General features: G+C 59.5%; 18 protein-coding genes and 1 pseudogene. All 19 read right to left on the bottom strand.

The genetic code is table 11. From position 1 onward, the window contains the following. Positions 1 to 248: pseudogene (locus tag G5358_RS15300) on the bottom strand (rod shape-determining protein MreC); the annotation flags it as partial. A gap of 42 nt (positions 249 to 290) precedes the next feature. After that, the gene (locus tag G5358_RS15295; RefSeq protein ID WP_005340051.1) at positions 291 to 1,331 is read right to left on the bottom strand and encodes a rod shape-determining protein; all 1,041 of its coding nucleotides are present in this window, start codon (positions 1,329 to 1,331) and stop codon (positions 291 to 293) included. 204 nt (positions 1,332 to 1,535) lie between these two features. Beyond that, positions 1,536 to 5,192 carry a DUF6701 domain-containing protein gene (locus G5358_RS15290; RefSeq protein WP_421324397.1) on the bottom strand — a complete coding sequence of 1,219 codons (3,657 nt, stop codon included), beginning with the start codon at positions 5,190 to 5,192 and terminating at the stop codon, positions 1,536 to 1,538. After that, positions 5,189 to 5,614 (bottom strand): MSHA biogenesis protein MshP, encoded by a 426-nt coding sequence (locus G5358_RS15285; protein ID WP_144716014.1) that lies wholly within the window; start codon positions 5,612 to 5,614, stop codon positions 5,189 to 5,191. Before G5358_RS15285 ends, G5358_RS15290 begins: the two co-directional genes overlap by 4 nt. A gap of 37 nt (positions 5,615 to 5,651) precedes the next feature. Continuing rightward, on the bottom strand, positions 5,652 to 6,581 hold the full coding sequence (locus G5358_RS15280) for a PilW family protein (protein WP_421205601.1): 930 nt from the start codon (positions 6,579 to 6,581) through the stop codon (positions 5,652 to 5,654). Beyond that, positions 6,581 to 7,141 carry a type II secretion system protein gene (locus G5358_RS15275; RefSeq protein ID WP_128834797.1) on the bottom strand — a complete coding sequence of 187 codons (561 nt, stop codon included), beginning with the start codon at positions 7,139 to 7,141 and terminating at the stop codon, positions 6,581 to 6,583. Before G5358_RS15275 ends, G5358_RS15280 begins: the two co-directional genes overlap by 1 nt. Further along, positions 7,128 to 7,616: a type II secretion system protein gene (locus G5358_RS15270; protein WP_128834795.1), complete on the bottom strand. Its 489-nt coding sequence runs from the start codon at positions 7,614 to 7,616 to the stop codon at positions 7,128 to 7,130. Before G5358_RS15270 ends, G5358_RS15275 begins: the two co-directional genes overlap by 14 nt. A 57-nt stretch (positions 7,617 to 7,673) precedes the next feature. After that, positions 7,674 to 8,105, bottom strand: coding sequence for a prepilin-type N-terminal cleavage/methylation domain-containing protein (locus G5358_RS15265; RefSeq protein ID WP_319920144.1), 432 nt, complete (start codon positions 8,103 to 8,105; stop codon positions 7,674 to 7,676). 14 nt (positions 8,106 to 8,119) lie between these two features. Then, positions 8,120 to 8,791: a prepilin-type N-terminal cleavage/methylation domain-containing protein gene (locus G5358_RS15260; RefSeq protein ID WP_106844142.1), complete on the bottom strand. Its 672-nt coding sequence runs from the start codon at positions 8,789 to 8,791 to the stop codon at positions 8,120 to 8,122. 77 nt (positions 8,792 to 8,868) lie between these two features. Continuing rightward, positions 8,869 to 9,330 carry a hypothetical protein gene (locus G5358_RS15255; protein WP_421324396.1) on the bottom strand — a complete coding sequence of 154 codons (462 nt, stop codon included), beginning with the start codon at positions 9,328 to 9,330 and terminating at the stop codon, positions 8,869 to 8,871. Between the two features lie 145 nt (positions 9,331 to 9,475). Further along, positions 9,476 to 10,696, bottom strand: coding sequence for a type II secretion system F family protein (locus G5358_RS15250; protein WP_005340027.1), 1,221 nt, complete (start codon positions 10,694 to 10,696; stop codon positions 9,476 to 9,478). A gap of 3 nt (positions 10,697 to 10,699) precedes the next feature. Further along, a complete protein-coding gene (gene mshE, locus G5358_RS15245; RefSeq protein WP_106844139.1) occupies positions 10,700 to 12,409 on the bottom strand; it encodes an MSHA fimbrial ATPase MshE in 1,710 nt (569 codons plus the stop codon). Between the two features lie 73 nt (positions 12,410 to 12,482). Further along, positions 12,483 to 13,565: a tetratricopeptide repeat protein gene (locus tag G5358_RS15240; protein ID WP_266134568.1), complete on the bottom strand. Its 1,083-nt coding sequence runs from the start codon at positions 13,563 to 13,565 to the stop codon at positions 12,483 to 12,485. Next, entirely contained in the window at positions 13,562 to 14,458 is an 897-nt protein-coding gene (locus G5358_RS15235) for an ExeA family protein (RefSeq protein WP_421324395.1), read from the bottom strand. The genes G5358_RS15240 and G5358_RS15235 overlap by 4 nt, the downstream gene beginning before the upstream one ends. 92 nt (positions 14,459 to 14,550) lie before the next feature. After that, positions 14,551 to 16,227 (bottom strand): pilus (MSHA type) biogenesis protein MshL, encoded by a 1,677-nt coding sequence (gene mshL / locus G5358_RS15230; RefSeq protein WP_216952745.1) that lies wholly within the window; start codon positions 16,225 to 16,227, stop codon positions 14,551 to 14,553. Between the two features lie 70 nt (positions 16,228 to 16,297). Next, positions 16,298 to 16,627 (bottom strand): SctD/MshK family protein, encoded by a 330-nt coding sequence (locus tag G5358_RS15225; RefSeq protein ID WP_106844136.1) that lies wholly within the window; start codon positions 16,625 to 16,627, stop codon positions 16,298 to 16,300. Further along, positions 16,620 to 17,267, bottom strand: a complete 648-nt coding sequence (gene pilO, locus G5358_RS15220; protein ID WP_106844135.1) for a type 4a pilus biogenesis protein PilO — start codon at positions 17,265 to 17,267, stop codon at positions 16,620 to 16,622. Before pilO ends, G5358_RS15225 begins: the two co-directional genes overlap by 8 nt. Continuing rightward, positions 17,267 to 17,860: a PilN domain-containing protein gene (locus G5358_RS15215; RefSeq protein ID WP_128834786.1), complete on the bottom strand. Its 594-nt coding sequence runs from the start codon at positions 17,858 to 17,860 to the stop codon at positions 17,267 to 17,269. Before G5358_RS15215 ends, pilO begins: the two co-directional genes overlap by 1 nt. A gap of 100 nt (positions 17,861 to 17,960) precedes the next feature. After that, positions 17,961 to 18,500 (bottom strand): MSHA biogenesis protein MshI (locus G5358_RS15210; protein ID WP_421324394.1); only part of this gene is annotated, 540 nt, incomplete at its 5' end.

Genomic DNA, 18,500 nt, shown 5'->3' with positions numbered 1-18,500 from the left:
TGCTGCTCCTGCTGTTTGGTCTGCTCGATGAGATCGGCGCGGGTTTGCACCTGGGTCGACATGGTGTCGAGCAGGGTACCCGGCGCATTGGCCATGTATTGCAGGGGACTGACTAACGAACTGAGGTAGACGCGGACATGGGTAAACACACCGAAGCGGGAATCCGCGACGATGGCAGCGATGGAGATGATGACGGCGAGAAACAACCGTAACTGAAGCGAAGGGCCTCTACCAAAAATGGGTTTCATGGGTCGTCAAAAAAGAGCCGGCACGCTGGCCGGCTTTGGGTCTTATTCGTAGTGGAACAGATCGCCACCGTGCATATCGATCAGCTCCAGCGCCTTGCCGCCGCCACGGGCCACACAGGTGAGGGGATCTTCGGCCACGACGACAGGAATGCCGGTCTCTTCCATCAGCAGACGGTCGATATCTTTCAGCAGTGCGCCACCACCGGTCAGCACCATGCCGCGCTCGGAGATGTCGGAAGCCAGTTCCGGCGGAGATTGCTCCAGCGCCACCATGACGGCAGCCACGATACCGGACAGCGGCTCTTGCAGCGCTTCCAGGATTTCGTTGGAGTTGAGAGTGAAGCTGCGCGGTACACCTTCAGCCAGGTTGCGACCACGGACTTCAATCTCGCGCACCTCTTCGCCCGGATAGGCGGAGCCGATCTCGTGCTTGATGCGCTCGGCAGTAGCTTCACCGATCAGGCTGCCGTAGTTGCGACGGACGTAGCTGATGATCGCTTCGTCAAACTTGTCGCCACCGATACGGACAGACTGGGAGTAGACCACACCGTTCAGCGAGATGATGGCCACTTCAGTGGTACCACCACCGATATCCACGACCATGGAACCGGTCGCTTCGGAGACCGGCAGGCCGGCACCGATGGCAGCGGCCATAGGCTCGTCGATCAGGTAGACCTCACGGGCACCGGCACCCAGTGCGGATTCCTTGATGGCGCGACGCTCAACCTGGGTTGAACCGCACGGTACACACACCAGCACGCGCGGGCTGGGGCGGAAATAGTTGTTGTCGTGAACCTGCTTGATGAAGTGCTGCAGCATCTTCTCGGTCACGTAGAAATCGGCGATCACGCCATCTTTCATCGGGCGGATTGCGGAAATGTTGCCCGGGGTTCGGCCCAGCATCTGCTTAGCGGCATGACCGACAGCAGCGACCGATTTGGCGTTCCCGCGCTCTTGGCGAATGGCGACAACTGAGGGTTCGTTAAGGACGATCCCTTGATCTTTTACATAGATCAGGGTGTTGGCAGTTCCCAAATCGATCGACAGATCGTTGGAAAAGACGCCTCTGAGCTTTTTGAACATGGCTACGGGAAATCCTAAGAATTTGGAGGTGCAGAAAACCGGCTAACTTTACCAATGCCCACCCCAATGGGCAAGCGCTCAAACTGTCGCCAATCAATCAGGCGCGACAAAAATGCGAGTCATCACTCACTCGCACACGCTTGCAAACACTAATAAACAAGGATTTAGGGGGATGCTGTTGAGGCAACCCCCCTTTCACATCATTCAATGCAATACTTCGCGCCGATAAATAATTCTGTCATTACCCCGGCTGGAGCCGAAAATGGCCTCTCCTTGCAGGTTGCCGTCATTGGCACTCGTTGGGTCAGACAACCAGAGGGGCTGCGACGGCTGTTTTGCCAAATCGACCTTGTAGGGAATGCGCACCGAGATGTCCGGCTTGGCAAAGTGGAACAGGATCTCCCCGTCTTTCGCCAGTGCAGCATCCCCACCCGGTGCAGAACTACCCAACCCCAGCTTGATCTTGCGACCCGCCCCCAAATTCAGCTCGCGAGTCGCCGCATCAAAGGTGTGACTCGGATTGAGGAAAGTGAACCCCTGATTGGCCAAAGAGAGCTGGGTACATTGATCTTCCTTGTTTTGCAGCCAGTTGCCCGCTTCGTAATATTGCATCTGCAGTGGAATGGCCAGCGGCGCCGAGGCCAGGCCTGCCTCCGTGCCCGCCTGCAGGCGGCCGAAATAGGCTTTCATTGGCACACTGTCGATTAAACGGGCATTACAACCGCGGCCACTGCAGTTACCCACTACGGCATCATTGAAATTCGGACTGGCAATCAGCGTTCTGTCGCCATCGTTATCCCTCATATAAAGGCCAAACAGCAAAGAGTTGTAGGGACCATCCGGTTGCGTGTCAGAGAGGCGCACAAACTCGCTGCTACCGGCAGTCAAAGTCGCCCGGCCATTTAGCCATGGCAACGGCTGCAAACTGCGCAAGCGGTTCGACAGGGATTTACCATCCTGGTTATTGGCAACCGAGATAAAAGCACTCCCCTTGGCAAAGGGCCCCGTATAATTCAGGGTCTGTACACCCGTCGTGTTACGAGCCTGCACATCCAGCGCAACGCCAAAGGGCTGGCCCATGTAGGAGAACGCATTGCAGGCCGGCACGATATCACCGCTGACCAGATTGAAGTCGGCAGGAATAAAACGCCCCACCGGCTGGCTCTGGGCTGATGGGATGGTGTAATTGAAGTAGCCATTGGCTGGTGGCGTCGCCGTCATCCGGAACACTCCCACCTCGCTCACAGTCTGGCTAACGCTATTGAGACTATTGGCCGCAGCCACATGGTTATAGGTGGTAGTACCCAGCGTTGCATTGGTGCCCGGATTGGGTGCCACCAGCGTACTGCCCAGAGCAATATTGGGCAGGGCAAAGTTGGGCGTAGTCTGATTTCCTGCGCAGATATCCCCATCATTAGCCGACTCCCAGGCCATCGCCTTGATATCTACCTGAAACGTCTCCCCCGCTTTTTTGAAGACTGGACAGCTGCTATCACCTGCCGCGCATACCCCTTGCGGAGGGGTAATGCACAAGCCCACCGGACGCGCTACAAACTGATCCGCGCCGAGCATCACCAGACCGGCTTCACTGCCGGTACCATCATAACGGGCATCCAGTTGCACCTTGCCCGCGTCCGGGTACTTAACCGTTATGGTCGACTGCCCCTGAGCATCGAATGCGAGGGAGAGCGGCGTTGCAGCGCCCTGACTGGCACCAATCGTACTGCTGTTGACGCTCATCTGGCTGTTATAGGGGTTACTGGTGGGGGTGATATAGCTACCCCAGAACTTGACGCTCTTGCTCTGGTTGGCAAACCCCGGCACGCACTGCCTGGTCACGTCGCTCTTCTTGACCGCCTTGATGGTCACCGTCTGCGGCTGGTTCGAGTAGGTGTCGGGCACGTCGAAGATAAATCCGCTGTCGGCAAAGGTGAGCGTACAGGCAGCCGCACTCTTGGCGCCACCGCCAACCCGGCACAGGGTGGTACTCAACGGTTTGGTCGAGGGCGTCGAGCCGCTGACCCCGACGGTCACCGTACCGGCGGTATTCTGTCGCAGCGCCAGCGTGGTGGTTCCTCCGCTGAAGCTCACTTGATTGCCTCCCACCCAACCACCGCTGCTACTCGTTGCGGGTTGCAGGGTGGCAGTCACGGGCTCGGTCACCAACAGGCTGCAGTCGGCATTGGCACAGGCCCGAATGGTCAGGGTTTCAGGGTTGCAGGTCAGCGCATTGCCGCTGTGATCGAATTCGAAATGATCGATCTGGGTGCCCACTGGACTGGAACGCAGCGCACAGATCCGCACGTTATCGATCTCGTGGAAGTTGGTCACCGACCCGGTGGACCCAGTCAATGACAGCAGGAAGTTGCCCGGTACTGTCGCTTGGCCGGTCTGGCTCGTCATGTTGATTGGACCAACGAGCGTACGAAACCCGTCACCGCTATCCCGTTCGACGGTGGCCACCGAGTTGCCCGCCGTGCGAGAGTCGACCGTAATGCGATAGCGGTGGGGGCGATTGCTGTTGGTACCGCTGTCGACGGTCGGGTTGAGATTGCTGGCGGTTCCGGCCAGGTAGCGGTAACCGGAGGTACCGGAGCCGGATCCGCGAATAGATACGGCCTGCGGTCGGGAGCCGATATTATAAGACCCCCCCTCATTGGCGTAGTTGCCGTATTCGTCGATCCCGACACCAAGCCAGCCGCCCGCAAAACCACTGATCCCGGTCTTGAAACCGTATCCTAGGGGGCCACCAAACGCACCTGGTTGTGGCGTCAGGGTGGCATCCGAGAGCACCACCGCCATGCCATCCGCCCCGCTTGTGCCGGAAGTCTTGTAGGCGTATTGATCGAACTCGACCGTCACCAGGTTACCAGCCCCGGGGAAGAGGCGCTGGAAAGTGGCCGACGTGGCCTGGTTGGTGACGTTCTGGGTGAGACGCAGGCGACCATTCTGCACCGATGGCAATGTGCTGTTGTTGCGCTGAGCCACGACCCAACTGTCGGGGTTGATCTGGCTGCTTTCGAAACCGTCGACAAAACAGGTCAGCATCGGCGGAAGTACCGCTTCATTGATGCTGGACTGGGCATCCATGGCCAGATAGCGGGCCGTCACCCTGCCATAGACGGTGGCATTATTGTTCATGGTGAGCTTCCCATCGGCATAGAGATAACCATAAAACGTGGTGCGGTTGTCGATCACCATGTCGTTATAGTTAACCCAGATGAGACTGCCCTGATTATTGGCATTGATATTGACCGTATTGACCAGCTTGACATCCTGATTGACGAAAATCCGGGTGGTGCCACTGCCTGAGAGACGGATGGTACCGCTGTCCAGAATCAGCTTGTCGATGAAGTAATCCCCCTCCCCCAGCACCAGGATCGCGTTGTTGCGCACTGTCAGCGTCTTGATCAGGTAGGTGCTGCGGCTGGGGAACGTCATAGTGCAGTTTTCTACCGTCATCGCACCATAAGAGGTACTGGAAGCCGTTTGCGAACCGAACGAACAGAGCTGGGTCGAATTGGAGGTGATGGCGGGAAAAGCATTATTCCCGCTCAGGGACAGCCCGCGGATATCTTTGCCAGTAACGCTACAAACCATGTAGCCGCCAGTACCATCATCGCAGCGCGGCGTATTGTTCTGATCCGGCTGGATGGAGCAGAAGTTGAGAGGCAAACCGCCGGAACCGTTGATCTTGGCGTTGTTGAGTTGGCTAAGCTGGTAGCCGCTAATCTGATGGCAAACGTTATTGTTGTTGCCATGATGCCCTTGCACCACATCCGGAAAGAGCGTGCCTGTGTCGATAGGGTCGAAGGCCCAGACATGGCCAGTAAAGAGGGCAAGCGCCCATACCCATTTCATTGTCCGCCTCCGTCATACGCTTCAAGCATCAGAGTTCTGCTCACGGCAAAATCGGGACTCGCACTATCCAGTTCAGAGGAACCACAGGTTCCGACACTCTCGAGACGATAGCCATTAGTCACGGCACCGTTATAGGTCACCGGAATCTGAGTGCAACGCACAGCAACTTGGCACTGCACCAGACCGGTAACGCCGGTGAACGAGGGGGTCGGGCTGATCCAGTCACAACGATCCTGGGGAGATGGCGCAGCAGGCCGGTTCGGAAACAGCTGATACAGAGCAATCTCCAGCCCGCTCTGGGCGGCCAGCAGAGCACGCACACTGCGTACCTCCACGGTATTTTTCTCGCTACTGTCGACCAGAAAACGGCCCATGGCGGCCGCCAGCAGCGCCATCACCACGATCACAAACAGGGCGATCATCAGGGCGCTACCACGCATCCGTCCTGCCGGGAGTGCATCACGGGACATTGAACACCTCGATCTTGTGGCTGAAGGTGACCGACTCCCCCTTGCGTTCGAACAAGAACCGCATGCCAAACTCCCCTTCCGCGTTGAATGCCGATGTTTCCCGATAGAAACCGCCAGCGCGGAGCGACTCTGCCATCAGCACGCCTTGCGCAGGTAAAGGAGCACCGATTGCGGCACTGGCACGAGTGAGGGTGCCCCCATCAACGCAATAACGTACCTGTTGATTGGCAAAGTAGACACGGCTACCGGGAGAGAGGCCAGCCAGACTCTCGCTATTGGTATAGCGGATCGTTTGTGCGCCGGAGACGGGCGCCAGCACATCAGCAACCCTGGCCACACAGCGGCCATATTCACAATTGCTCAGCAGCGACCCTGCACTTGGGTCAGGTACCGGGAAAACGATCATCCAGTCACCTTTGCCGACGGCTAACGGATCTGCACTCGACGGGCTGGCAGCAGAAGCCGGGGTCGCCATCACCAGCTCAAGGGTGGCCGTGCTCCCCGACATGGCACGGTTAAGCGCCAGATAGCGGCTGGAGGTGCTGATAGGCCAGAACCGCAGGCAAGCCCCCGAGTCAACCCAGGTACCATCAAGCGTCTCGATCCGCTCCGATCCCGGCACCGCATCGCGCAGTTCGCGATTAAGCCGTTCCATGGCGAAGCGGGCATCGCTCATCAACTGCTCACGACTGCTGGCATCACCATAGATCTGGCTGCCGATGCCGATAAACTGGCTGGTAAATGTCGCCATGATGCCCAGCAGCAGGATCACCATCACCAGCTCGACCAGGGTAAAGCCACTGTTACCCCCAGGTTTACGGTAAGTTCGACTAGCCGCCAGACATAATCGGAGGCCGGAAGTGGTTACAGGAGCGGACTTTCGGACAGGCAGGCAACACCCGACAGCGGAACGATTCATCAGTAGTTCCCCCGGTAGAAGGAGAAGTCGAGTACGCTCTCATCCGGCAGCTTGATCTGCAGATCAATCCGCTTGCCCACAGAACAGGGCGCGGTACAACTCTTGAAGGTGCCATCGCTAAAATCGACGGCGCTGACCGCAATCCTGACCTGATAGTTGCGATACTCCTCGCCGCTGATCCCCGCCGCCGTCTGGGTAAACCAGCTGGCATCCCGCCAGTTTCCCGCAGTATCGAAGTCATCCACATCGTTATAGGCGTAGGGAGCCGGCTCACCATCGGGGCCATAACTGCCGGAGCAGGGAGCTATGTTCACCCCCGCCACCTGCTCGCCACAACGATAACGGCCACCATTATGATCCGAATGTTCATCAAACGACTTTTGCAGGATCTCGCCGGAGAGGCGCTGGGCCAGCTGGGCGGCACGCACCTGCTGTACCGGATCCACCGCCCGGGGCGCCTGATTGATCAGCAGCCCCAAAATGCCGGTCAAGGCCACCGCCAGCAGCACGATGCCGACAATCAGCTCAATCAGGGTAAAGCCGCGCTTAAGGGATCTCATGGATATACCCCTCAGACTCAATCTGGATGCGGCTGGTTTCGCGACCATCACTCACCAGCAAGGTACAACCGTTGGCACAGCTGCCTAGCGGTCTGCCCATCTGATCGAAGCGGAGTACGAAGCTTCTGTTGCTGTTCAGGGAAAGCGTGATTCCGTCAGAGGCGGTCACCAGCCGACCACGGGTGCGCAGGTTATCGGTCCAACCACTGCCCAGATCATCGCTGGCGGGACACGCCGCATAAGTACGGTGGGCAAAACGGGGAGAGGCGACCACCAGCAGGGTACAGCGGTTGGCAGGCTCATGCATATTGACGGTCTGTACCAACCGCAGACGGGTCAGCAGTTCATCACGCACAGTTTGAGTTTCAACGCCGCCTTTGCCCAGCCATTTGGGCACGACAAAGGCGGCGAGAATCCCGAGTAACAGGATCACCACAACCAGTTCAATCAGGGTAAAGCCCTTGGTTGCAGGCATGGTTTTTCTCATAGGGGAAAGAAGAAAGCGAGGCCAAAGCCTCGCTTGATAATTCAATCAGTTGCTACAACCTGTCACATCAACACTGAATGCAGCGGCTGAAGTGGCCTCATTGTATTTAACTTGGCAATTAGCGTTATTGCCAGCCGCCTTGGGCTTGAAGGTCCCTTTGGATGCAGATACTTCATCCCACCCATCTAAAGTAACGGCGTTTGCAATGGTACCTACTGTCGGATAGCCATACTTGGCATCGACGGTAGTGCCAGCAACAGAGACTGCCGCAGAAGAGTTTTCAATACCCTGGATAGCCGCCTTACTGTAAATCATCTGAGCCGCACTCTGTAGTGATGCTTTGACCCCATCAGCAGCTGCTTTACGCGCATCATCCTGCAGATTCAGGAACTTGGGGGCAGCGGTGACCGCCAGAATACCCAGAATAATGATCACGATAACCAGTTCGATCAGGGTAAAACCCGCCTGTTTTTTCATTTCACTTTCCTCTGTCAATTGATGTTGGTAGTCACCTGACCGGACGCCGGACGGTAACTGAAACTCATGAATGCATCAGTACTGCCTTGCGGATCCTGATACTTGCCATCGCTGCCCTTACTCAAACTATTGACCAGATAGTAACGACAGACCGAATCCAGTCCATTACTGCTCACAGTGGCATAGTATTTCAGGTCATTGCCGCTACCGCGTACTTCATTGAAGTTGGCCGTAGCCTTGGGCGGGTTTTGCAGCAACCCCTCCCAAATCTTGAGACAACGCTCTGCGCTCAGATTGGCCGGATCCACATCCGGATTGCCGCTGGCAGCAGTATCCATGGGATAGCCGGGAGACAACTCGCCGTTGCTGATCTGGGCATCGGTCGGCGTGGTCAGATAGAAGCGGCTGCCGTCATAGAGCACGGTATTGAGGCTATCCTGTTTAGCGCGCCCTTCCGCTTCCCACTGGGCCCGCACTAGCGACACTCCTGTTGCAAAACCACCCGAGACGCCCTCGACGCTGGCCTTTTTCGCCTCGTCGGTTACATCCAGAAAACGGGGCAACGCTGTTACCGCCAGGATCCCCAGGATCACGATAACGATCACCAGCTCAATCAGGGAGAAGCCGGCGGTCACTCTTGTCATCCCGTTATTTGGCATTGATGGTGCCATTGGTTTCATTTTCATGCTCCCTTGGTAATGGCCGATATTATTTCATGCAGACCTAAAAAAATCATGTAGTTGAGTCATATGATTAGCCTCATTCAAGGCTTTTTAATCACTCGCCCGTCGGAAAACAGATAAACCAGCCAATAACCATCCCACCCCATCTCGCACCCGCTGCCATCGGGGCGGGCCAGAAACTGCAAGGGTGGCATGCCCCCCTCCGTCTCTCCCACCAACGCCAGCCACAACTGACGACAATTTTCTGATGGTGATTGCAGGGGCAACAGTCCGAGTGGCCAGCCACGCTCATCAAATTGCCAACCATGACCCGCGCTATGCAGGGTGTCGGGGCGCCGTTCATTCAGCCAGATCCCGTGCAAACGCTGTGCCCGCTCCGCAAATTGCTCTCCCAGCAGGGTGAGCGAAAGCTGTTGCGCCTCATCCCGGTTGATCTGATAGCTGCGCACCAGGGTCGTGACGATCACCATCAGCAGGATTATCACGGCGATCCGCCGATATCCGGCCAGCCAGCGATCATCCTGTTGTGTCTGTCTGTTCATCCACTCCTCGACTCCCTCGCCCTATTGCCTCTTACGACGCTCATCATGCCCAGCCACTCAGGTGTGAAGATGCCGAGTTACTTGCTACGAACCACTCACATCCCGCTCGCATCATGTCCCACCATTCTGGCGTGAAGATACGGGGTTACTTGCCTCTTACGGCCCTCATCATGTCCCACATAGGCGTGAAGATACCCAGCGCCAGGATCAACACCATTACTGCCACGATCCCGATCAGGATCGGCTCGATGCGGGCGGTGAGACTCTTGAGGTCATAATCCACCTCGCGCTCGTAATACTCGGCCGCTTCGTGCAGCAGGTCATCGACCTGACCGGTCTCCTCACCCACGGCGATCATCTGCATCACCAGCGGGGTGAACAGGCCGCTGCTGCTGGCGGTGCGAAGCAGGCTCTCGCCCCGCTCGATACCGGCGCGCATATCCCGTACCCGCCCCGCCATATAGGCGTTATCCACCGCATCGGCCACCAGGGTCAGCGCGGTGTTCAGCGGCACCCCTGCCTTGAGCATCATGGAAAAACTGCGGGCAAAACGGGCCAGCAGGGAGCGCTCTATGATGGTGCCGACGATCGGCAACTTGAGCTGCCAGCGGTGCCAGGTCAGCTTGCCCTTGGTGGTGGCGACCCAGCGGCGCCAACCGAACACCATCCCCGCCAGAATAGCGAGCAGCAGCCACCAGTAGTTGACAAAAAAGTGCGAGGTGGCGAGCAGAATGCGGGTCGCCAGCGGCAACTCCACCCCGAATTTGGCGAACATGCCGGCAAACACCGGGATCACCATGATATTGAGGATCACCATGGCGATACCGATGGCGATCATCACGAAGCTGGGGTAGCGCATCGCGGTCTTGATCCGCTTGCGAGTCTCCAGCTCCAGCTCGAAATAGTTGGCGAGCTGCAAAAAGGACTCTTCCAGCTGACCTGTGTTCTCACCCACATGGATGATGGCGACGAACAGGCTGCTGAATACCTTGGGGTGCGCCTGCATCGAGCTGGAGAGCGGGCGACCGTTGCCAAGATCTTCCCCCAGCGAGTGAAGCGCCCGCTTGAGCGGCTTGCTGTGGGTACTCTCCTCCAACCCGGCGATGGCACGCAGGATCGGGATCCCGGCCCGGGTCAGGGCATACATCTGGCGGCTGAAGATCACCAGCTCATCCAGCTTGACGCCACCTTCCAGCAACAGTGACCAGTCGATGGCGGCGGACTTGGCCTTGCCCGGTTTGAGCTCGGTGGGCATCACACCACGGCGCATCAGCTGCTCGGCGGCCGCCATCTCGTTGGCCGCTTCGACCACGCCACTGGTGGCGTTGCCCTGGCTGTCACGCCCCTTGTAAGCAAAGTTAGCCATCGCTTACCCCAAATCCTCGGCCAGTCGCAACACCTCATCCACCGAGGTGATCCCCTGACGGGCATAATCGAGGGCAGTGAGGGCCAGCGGCCGGTAGTGTTCGTGTTGACGGGCCGCCTTGGCGAACCCTTCCGCATCGTTGCGGCGCAGGGCATCCATCATCGGCTGATCCAGCTCCAGTAGCTCGTAGACCCCGATCCGGCCGGAATAACCGGTAAAGTTGCAGCTCTGGCAACCCCGGCCCTTGTGATAGGTATGCTGGCCAGGCGCCTCGCCGGAAAGCACGGTGAGCCAGGTGGCCTGCCCTTCGTCGGGCGCCTTCTCCTCGACGCAGTGCTCACATACCCGCCGCACCAGCCGCTGGGCGACCACAGCCCGCAGGGCACTCGCCACCAGATAGCCGGGCGCCCCCATGTCGATAAGGCGCAAGGCACTGGTCACCGCATCGTTGGTGTGCAGGGTGGTCAGCACCAGGTGACCGGTGATGGCGCCACGCAGGCCGATCTCCACCGTCTCGTTGTCACGCATCTCACCCACCAGCAGGATGTCCGGGTCCTGGCGCAGGGTGGAACGCAGCACGTGGGAAAAGGTGAGACCGATCTTGGGATTGACCTGCACCTGGCTGATACGGGGCAGACGATACTCCACCGGGTCTTCGACCGTGATGATCTTGTTGCTGGACTGATTGAGCTCGGAGAGCGCGCCATAGAGGGTGGTGGTCTTGCCGCTACCGGTGGGGCCGGTCACCAGGATCATGCCGTGCGGGCGTTTGAGCTGACGACGGAAACGGGTCAGGATCTCCGGCGGCATGCCGGTCTCGGTCAGCGACAGGATGCCGGAGGATTGATCCAGCAGACGCATCACCACAGACTCGCCATACTGCACCGGCATGGTGGACATCCGCACATCCACATCACGGCCGCGCACCTTCATGTTGAAACGGCCATCCTGCGGCAAGCGCTTCTCGGAGATATCGAGCCCGGCCACCAGCTTGAGACGCAGCACCAGCGCCTGGGCGATGCGCACCTCGTTGAGGATATTCTCGTGGAGGATGCCGTCGATCCGCTGGCGAATGCGCAGCACCTTCTCGTCCGGCTCGATGTGGATATCCGACGCTCCCACCTGCACCGCATCCTCGAACAGGGAGCGCAGCAGCTTGGCCACCGTCGCCTCCCCCTCGTCATTGGCCCCCAGATTACCTGAACCCAACTCGAAGCCGGAGTCCTGATACTCCTCCTGCAGCTGTTCGGCGAAGCTCTCAATCTCGCGGGTGCGGCGATAGAGGCGGTCAAAATAGTCCAGCAACTGCCCTTCCCGCGCGACCGCCAGCACCATCTCCCGCGGGCTCAGCAAGGCAGCAATGGCATCCAGCGCACTCAAGTCCGCCGGATCCGACATCGCCACCGTCACCTTGTCGTCGGTAAGGTTGACCGCCAGCGCCCGATAACGGCGCGCCTGCACTTCGGGCAGCAGCGGCACCGCGGCGGCATCGATGGTGAGGTTATTGAGATCGAAGAAGGGTACATCCAGCTGGCGAGCGAGGAACTGCAGCAGCTGTACCTCGCTGATAAAGCCGAGGTCAATCAGAGTGGTGCCCAGTTTGCGTCCGGTCTGACGCTGCTGCTGCAGGGCAAGCTGCAACTGATCATCAGAGATGATCTGCTCCTGAACCAGCAGGTCGCCGAGGCGCATTTTCAGTCTGGGTTGTGCCATGTTTGCTCCGATATCTGTTACTTCACACCCGTTGCCGCATCCGATGAGGCTTCGCTCATCGAATCTGCGTTTATCAAGGGGTTAGTTGGCCAATTCGTTGTTCCAGCCAGTTGGTCGACGCCTCGCCGAGATTGCCGTGCAGCAGGGCGTTGCGATAGGCATCGAGTGCCCGCTGGCTGTGCCCCTGACCATCCTCGGCGACACCGAGACCAAGCCACCAGCGGCCCTGATCCGGCTGCTGGCGCAGCAGCTTCACATAGAGCGCCGCCGCATCGGCATTTTGACCCAGCTCCTGGGTCAGACCCGCCCAAGTGGCGTAATAGTCCAGGTTGCTGGCAAGATCAGGTTGATAACCGGACAACCAGCCAAGCGCCTGCTGTTGCTGCCCCTCGTTGATGGCAAGACGGGCCAGCAGCAGACGAAAATCGGCCTGTTGGGGATCGAGCCGGATCCCCTCCTCCAGCAGCTGGCGCGCCTCGGTCAGGCGCCCCTCGCCGTAGAGCAACCCCGCCAGTTGCTCGCGCGCCCCCTGGTTATAGGGGTCGTGGGCCAGTACCTGATAGTAGTTGTCCTGCGCATCCCGCAGGCTTCCCTTGGCCATGGCGGTCGTCGCCTTGCGCTCCGCCAGTGCCGCCAGCTCCTTGGCCGACAGCTCGACCGTCTCGATCTTCAATATGCCCGGTTTACGCGGGGCGCTGGCGACAGCCTGCTGCTCTGCCGCCAGTTCGGCGTAGAGCTCGGGCTGCAGCTCTTCATCGGTCGGCTCCGAATCGTCAACATCGCTGGAGGCATCAAAGGGGGCACCATCGGCCATCTCTCCCTCTACCTGCCCGCCAGCGGTATCAGCCACTCTCTCATCCCCACCCGGCAACGGCAGCGCAGCGGCCACTGCGACCGGCTCGGGCGGATTGACTGGCTCGGCGGCCCGTGTCACCACATCGGGAACCACCACTTCGCTGGCGGCGACGACAGGGTGTGTCTGCTGCCAGTAGATCCAGGTGCGCCAACCGAGGATCCCCAATGCCAGACCACAGATCAGGGTCAGCAGCAACATCCACCACCCCTGCTGGCGCGCAGGGGCAATATAGACGGCAGTTCCCTCGGCGCCTTGCTGGCGCCGATCCAGATCTTTCAGCATCTGGTTGATAACGCTCATGGCCAGACTCCATAAGCCAGGGCGCACCCCAGCAACAGTAACAGTAACAGGGGCCACCAGCGCAATGGCGCAAAGCGGCTGGCATCGTCGGTATCGCGAATGGCGAGCCTCACCAGACGGCTATCGATCCGGCGCCTCCCCTGACCGTAGGCCAGCATCAGGCACTTGTGCGCCAGGATGTTGATAAGTCTCGGGATCCCTCGCGAGGCCCGCCACAGCATCCGCATGGCGCGGCCGGCAAACAGTGGTGCCCCGCGGTAGCCGGAGACCTGCAATCTGTGCTCCAGATAGGCGCGGGTCTCGTCAAAGCGCAGCGGGCGCAGGCAGTATGAAAAGCCGATCCGCTGGCGCAGTTGGCGCAGGTGGGGCCTGGCCAGTCTGATATCCAGCTCCGGCTGGCCGAACAGCACAATCTGCAGCAGCTTGCTCGATTCGGTCTCGAGATTGCCAAACAGGCGAATCGCCTCCAGCGTCTCGTCAGGCAGCGCCTGGGCCTCATCGATCAGCACCACCACCCGACTGCCCTGCTGGTGCAGGCTGATCAGGTGACGATGGATACGATCGGTCAGATCCAGCTCGCTCTGATCCCGTACCGACAACCCCAGTTCCAGCGCCAGCGCTGTGCGCAGCTCGGCCGGGCTGAGGTGGGGATTGGGCAACCAGGCGAGCCGCACCGGGCACTCTTCCGAGCCCAGCTCGCTCAGCAGTTTTCGGCAGAGCAGGGTCTTGCCGGTACCCACCTCGCCGGTCACCTTGATAAATCCCTCCCCTTGCGCCAGCGCCCAATTGAGCACCTGTTGCGCCTCCTCGTGAGTGGGCAGGCCGTAGTAGAAGCCGGTATTGGGGGTGAGGCCGAACGGCGCCTCCTGCAGGCCGAAGTGGCTCAGGTACATGGGCGCTCACCAGCCAGTACGGGGAACCTGCGACCGCGAGCCTCGGCCCGCAGTACGGCGGAATGGAAAGATGCCAATCGCCAGCTCATGGCTTACCCCTTCGCCGGATACCACTTGTCGAGCAGATCTGCGGAACGCTGCAGCTCGTTTTGCCAGGTATCTTTCTCCACCACGGTCGGTTTGAGCATGATCACCAGCTCCACCTTCTTGGTGCTCTCGCGACGATTGGTAAAGGCTTCGCCCACCCAGGGAATATCTCCCAGCAGCGGCACCTTGCTGACGATCTCCTGCTTGTCGGTCTTCATCAGACCACCGATGACGATAATGTCGCCGTTATTGGCCTGCACCACGGTATCGGACTCGCGGATCGAGCTCTTGGCGAGCGGCAGCTCCAGCGGTTTGGCGGTACCGACGTTGATGGTCTTCTTCTGCTCTTCTGTGTCGATAACGGAAGGGTGGATATGGAGCAGCACCTTGCCCTCTTCATCGATTTGCGGCGTTACGTCCAGCGCAATACCGGAGAAGAAGGGGGTCAGCTCCACATTGGGGGTCACGATAGGTTCGGCCGTGCCGGTCGAGGTCACCGTAGTGGTCGAGGCATTGGTGACGAAATATTCGTCCGTCCCCACCTTGATCACCGCCTTCTGGTTGTTGGTCGCAGTGACCCTCGGGCTGGAGAGGGTATTCACATCGCCCTGGGTCTTGAGCAGGTTGACCGCCACCTCGAAGTTGCCATCAGAGATCGTGAAACCGGCGCCGCCGCCCAGCGCACTGAAGATCTGGTTGGGGGTGGTGGGCAGCTGGGTCTTGGCAAGTGACTGGCCGCCGGTAATACCCTTGCCGCCATCCCAACTGGCGGAGAGACCGCTCCAGTCAACCCCCTGCTCATACCCTTCGTTGAGGGCGACTTCGATGATCCGCGCCTCCAGCACCACCTGGCGCTTGAGGTGACTCTCGGATTGATTGAGGAATTCACGTACCGCCTTGAGCTCCTTCGGATAGGCGCGAATAGTGACCAGACCCGCCTGCGGGCTGGTGATCACGGCGCGACCATCACCCGTGCCAATCAGGGTCTGCAGGGAGTCGCGCAGATCGGTCCAGTAGTCGCTGTTGGTGTCAGTCTCGATCCGGGTACCGTTGCTGTTGTCACCGCTCGAGTTGTTGCTGGAGGAGCTGTTGCTGCCGCTGTTGTTGGACGCGCTGTCGAAACTGCTGTTATTGCTGCCATTGTTGTTGTCATTGGCAGTCACCCCGCCGGTGCTGACCGAGGTGCGGGATAGGCCACGGCGGGACATCATCAGATAGTTGACCGGAATGGTTTCGGTGCGCAGACCCGCCGGATAGATGTGGAAGACATTGCCCTTGCGCTGCACGTCGAAGCCATACATGTCACCTACCACCGCCAGCACCTCCGGCAGAGTCACATCCTTGAGCTCGACCGAGACCAGCCCGGCCACCCCGGGATGAACCGCCACGCTGTAGCGGGAGCCCTTGAACAGGGAACCGAAAAACTCCACCGCCTCCACGTCGTGAGCCGCGATGCGCAGCCGCTTCTCCGGCATGCCGACCGGCATCTGCGGCCGGTTCAGCTGCAGCAATTCACTCTGCACCGATTTGGGCAAGGCGGTCAGCGGGGCAGCCTGCTTCTGCTGTTCGTTCATGGCCTGTTTGAGAGCATCCTTGGCCTGGGTCGGCTCGGGGTGCTGATACGTGGTACAGCCTGCGGCCATCATGGCCATGGTGATCAGACAGAGACGGTGTTTTTTCATGTAATTAGAGCACCCTGACTTGCAATTAAACTCGATAAAGCCGCTCCACCTCTCGAAAGGCAAGCACGACTCAAACCCGGATCTTGCTGGCAAAGAGTGTGACCGCGTGGCGTTTGCCCGCCTTTTCCAGCACCACGGCATCTGCCGTGATGGCCACCAGCGTATAGCCATCCACCTGTTGCCCGACCCGATAACTCTTGCCATTGAGCACCGCCAGCGCCGGGCCATTGCCCAGCACCACACTCTGCAGCTTCGGTAAACCGGTGTTGCTCTCGCCGGTCGCACGGGCGCCAATCGCCACATCCGCCAGCGGTGCGGTGGGATCCTGCAATACCTCGACCTGCTCCGCCTTTACCAGCACGCTGAACAGGCAACAGCACAACGCAAACACTCTAGCCACGGATAAACTCCTTGCTGGTACTCAGGGTGTAGATCTCCATCTCCACCACCGCGCCGGGATAGGATTTGACCCGGTAGTCGAACTGCTTCCAGTAAAAGTGGCGCGGCAAGGCTTCCAGCGCTTTGAGATATTGATAAACATCGAAATAGCCGCCTTCAAGCTGAAGCCGGATACCATGTTTGTAGAGATTGACCTTCTGTTCTCCCGCCATCAGCGGGGTCGGCTCCAGCGAACTGAGCGCCAGCATGTGAAGGTTGGCGGAGCGGGAGAGCAGCGCCTCCAGCACCTGCGGCATCTCGTGCGCCGGGATCAGATCGACGGTCTGGGCCTTCAGCTCATCGTCGATCCGGGCCAGATCCGCTTCGACCTGCGCCAGCTGGTCGCGAACGCCCTGATTGGGATCCCGCTTGAGCCGAGCCTGTTTGCCGAGGTTCTCCAGCTCCATGATTTCGAGGTCGCGCTCGGCGGCGCTCAGGGCCATGCGATCCTGCTGCAGGCGGGTATCGGCGCCATCGAGCCAACCGTAGATGCTGCCAGCGCCCAGCAAAACCAGACCGGTAAGCAGGATCAACACCCGCTCCCGCTGGCTCAACCGGGCGATACGCTGGCCCCACGCCTGCCATTGTGCTTTCAGGTTCATCAGGGTTTCTCCCGCGCGATGCCGCTCAACTGGAAGGTCAGACGACCCTCCTCGTCACGGCCGAGGGTCAGTTCACCAAACTCCTTGCCTACCAGACTCGGGGTCTGCTTGAAGCGGTTGACCCAGGCCGGCACATCCTGACTGCGTCCGGCAAAACCGGAGAGGTTGATCCGCCCTTCGTTGATCTCGATGCGCTGCAACGAGAGGTTGCTGCTGCGAATGCGGGAGAGATCCGCCATCACGCTGGCATAGCCCTGGGATTTTTGCAGAGACAGGCTACCGAGCTGACGCATCAGCCCCTGCTTGGCGGTCAGCTCATCCCGTTTATTGACCAGTTGCTGTTGCAGCCGGGGATCCGCCTGATGGCGCGCAAGCTCGGCATCGAGGCGTCTGGCCTCGCTGCGCTTGAGCTCCAGCTCGGCGGTGCGTTGCGCTAGCGCCCGGCTGACCTGTTGCTGCTGCCAGCTGTAACCGATAGCCGTCAGCAGGATCAGCAACAGCGCAACACCCCATACCAACGCCATCTGATTGAGGCTGGCCCACTGCCGCTTGGGACGAAACTCGGCACCATAGAGGTTTATCTGACGTTTCATCACGCATCCTCCCCGATGGCGGCTGCGTAGGCAGAAAGGTATTCGACGCCAGCCAGCAACATTGTCTTGTTGACCATGGCAGCAAGGGGGAATAACACTCTCATTGATCATCCCCCAATGCGGCAGCATAAGCCGAGAGGTATTCGACGCCGGCCAGCACCGCCTTGTTGGCCATGGCGGAGACGGCAAAGCCGAAGGTCTGCTCCATGTGACGCACCAGGGTACCGATAAAGGGCGAAGCGACGGCAAACTGCATCTGCCCCAGCTCGGGCAATTTGAGCTGGCCCGCCAGATAGTCGAGGGAGCGCTGGATCTCCAGCGCCAGTGAATCGAGCAGCATGGCGTCAGGCTCATGTTCGCCGGTCAGGCTGGTGAAACCGCGCAGCTGGCGGGAGAAGCAGAGCCCCCCCTGATGGAAGACCAGCAGTTGCAGATCCTGCCCCTTGGGCTGCCACAGCAGCATGCGCACAGTGTCATCCGCTTCATAGAGAGAGGTGAGCGCCAGCTCGTCGCTGATGATGGATTGCAGGGTGGCGATGCCGTTGATGGCATCGGCCAGCTGTTGCACCCGGCTCTTGGGCAGGCAGATCACATTGATGCGCGGACGACCGGCAGGCGGGGTGGGCAAGTCCACATAATC

This window comes from Aeromonas sp. 604176 (assembly GCF_049170755.1).
GTDB classification, from domain to species: domain Bacteria; phylum Pseudomonadota; class Gammaproteobacteria; order Enterobacterales; family Aeromonadaceae; genus Aeromonas; species Aeromonas veronii_A.
Note: the sequence above shows the minus strand (reverse complement) of the source record. Positions and strands in the feature narration are given on the sequence as shown.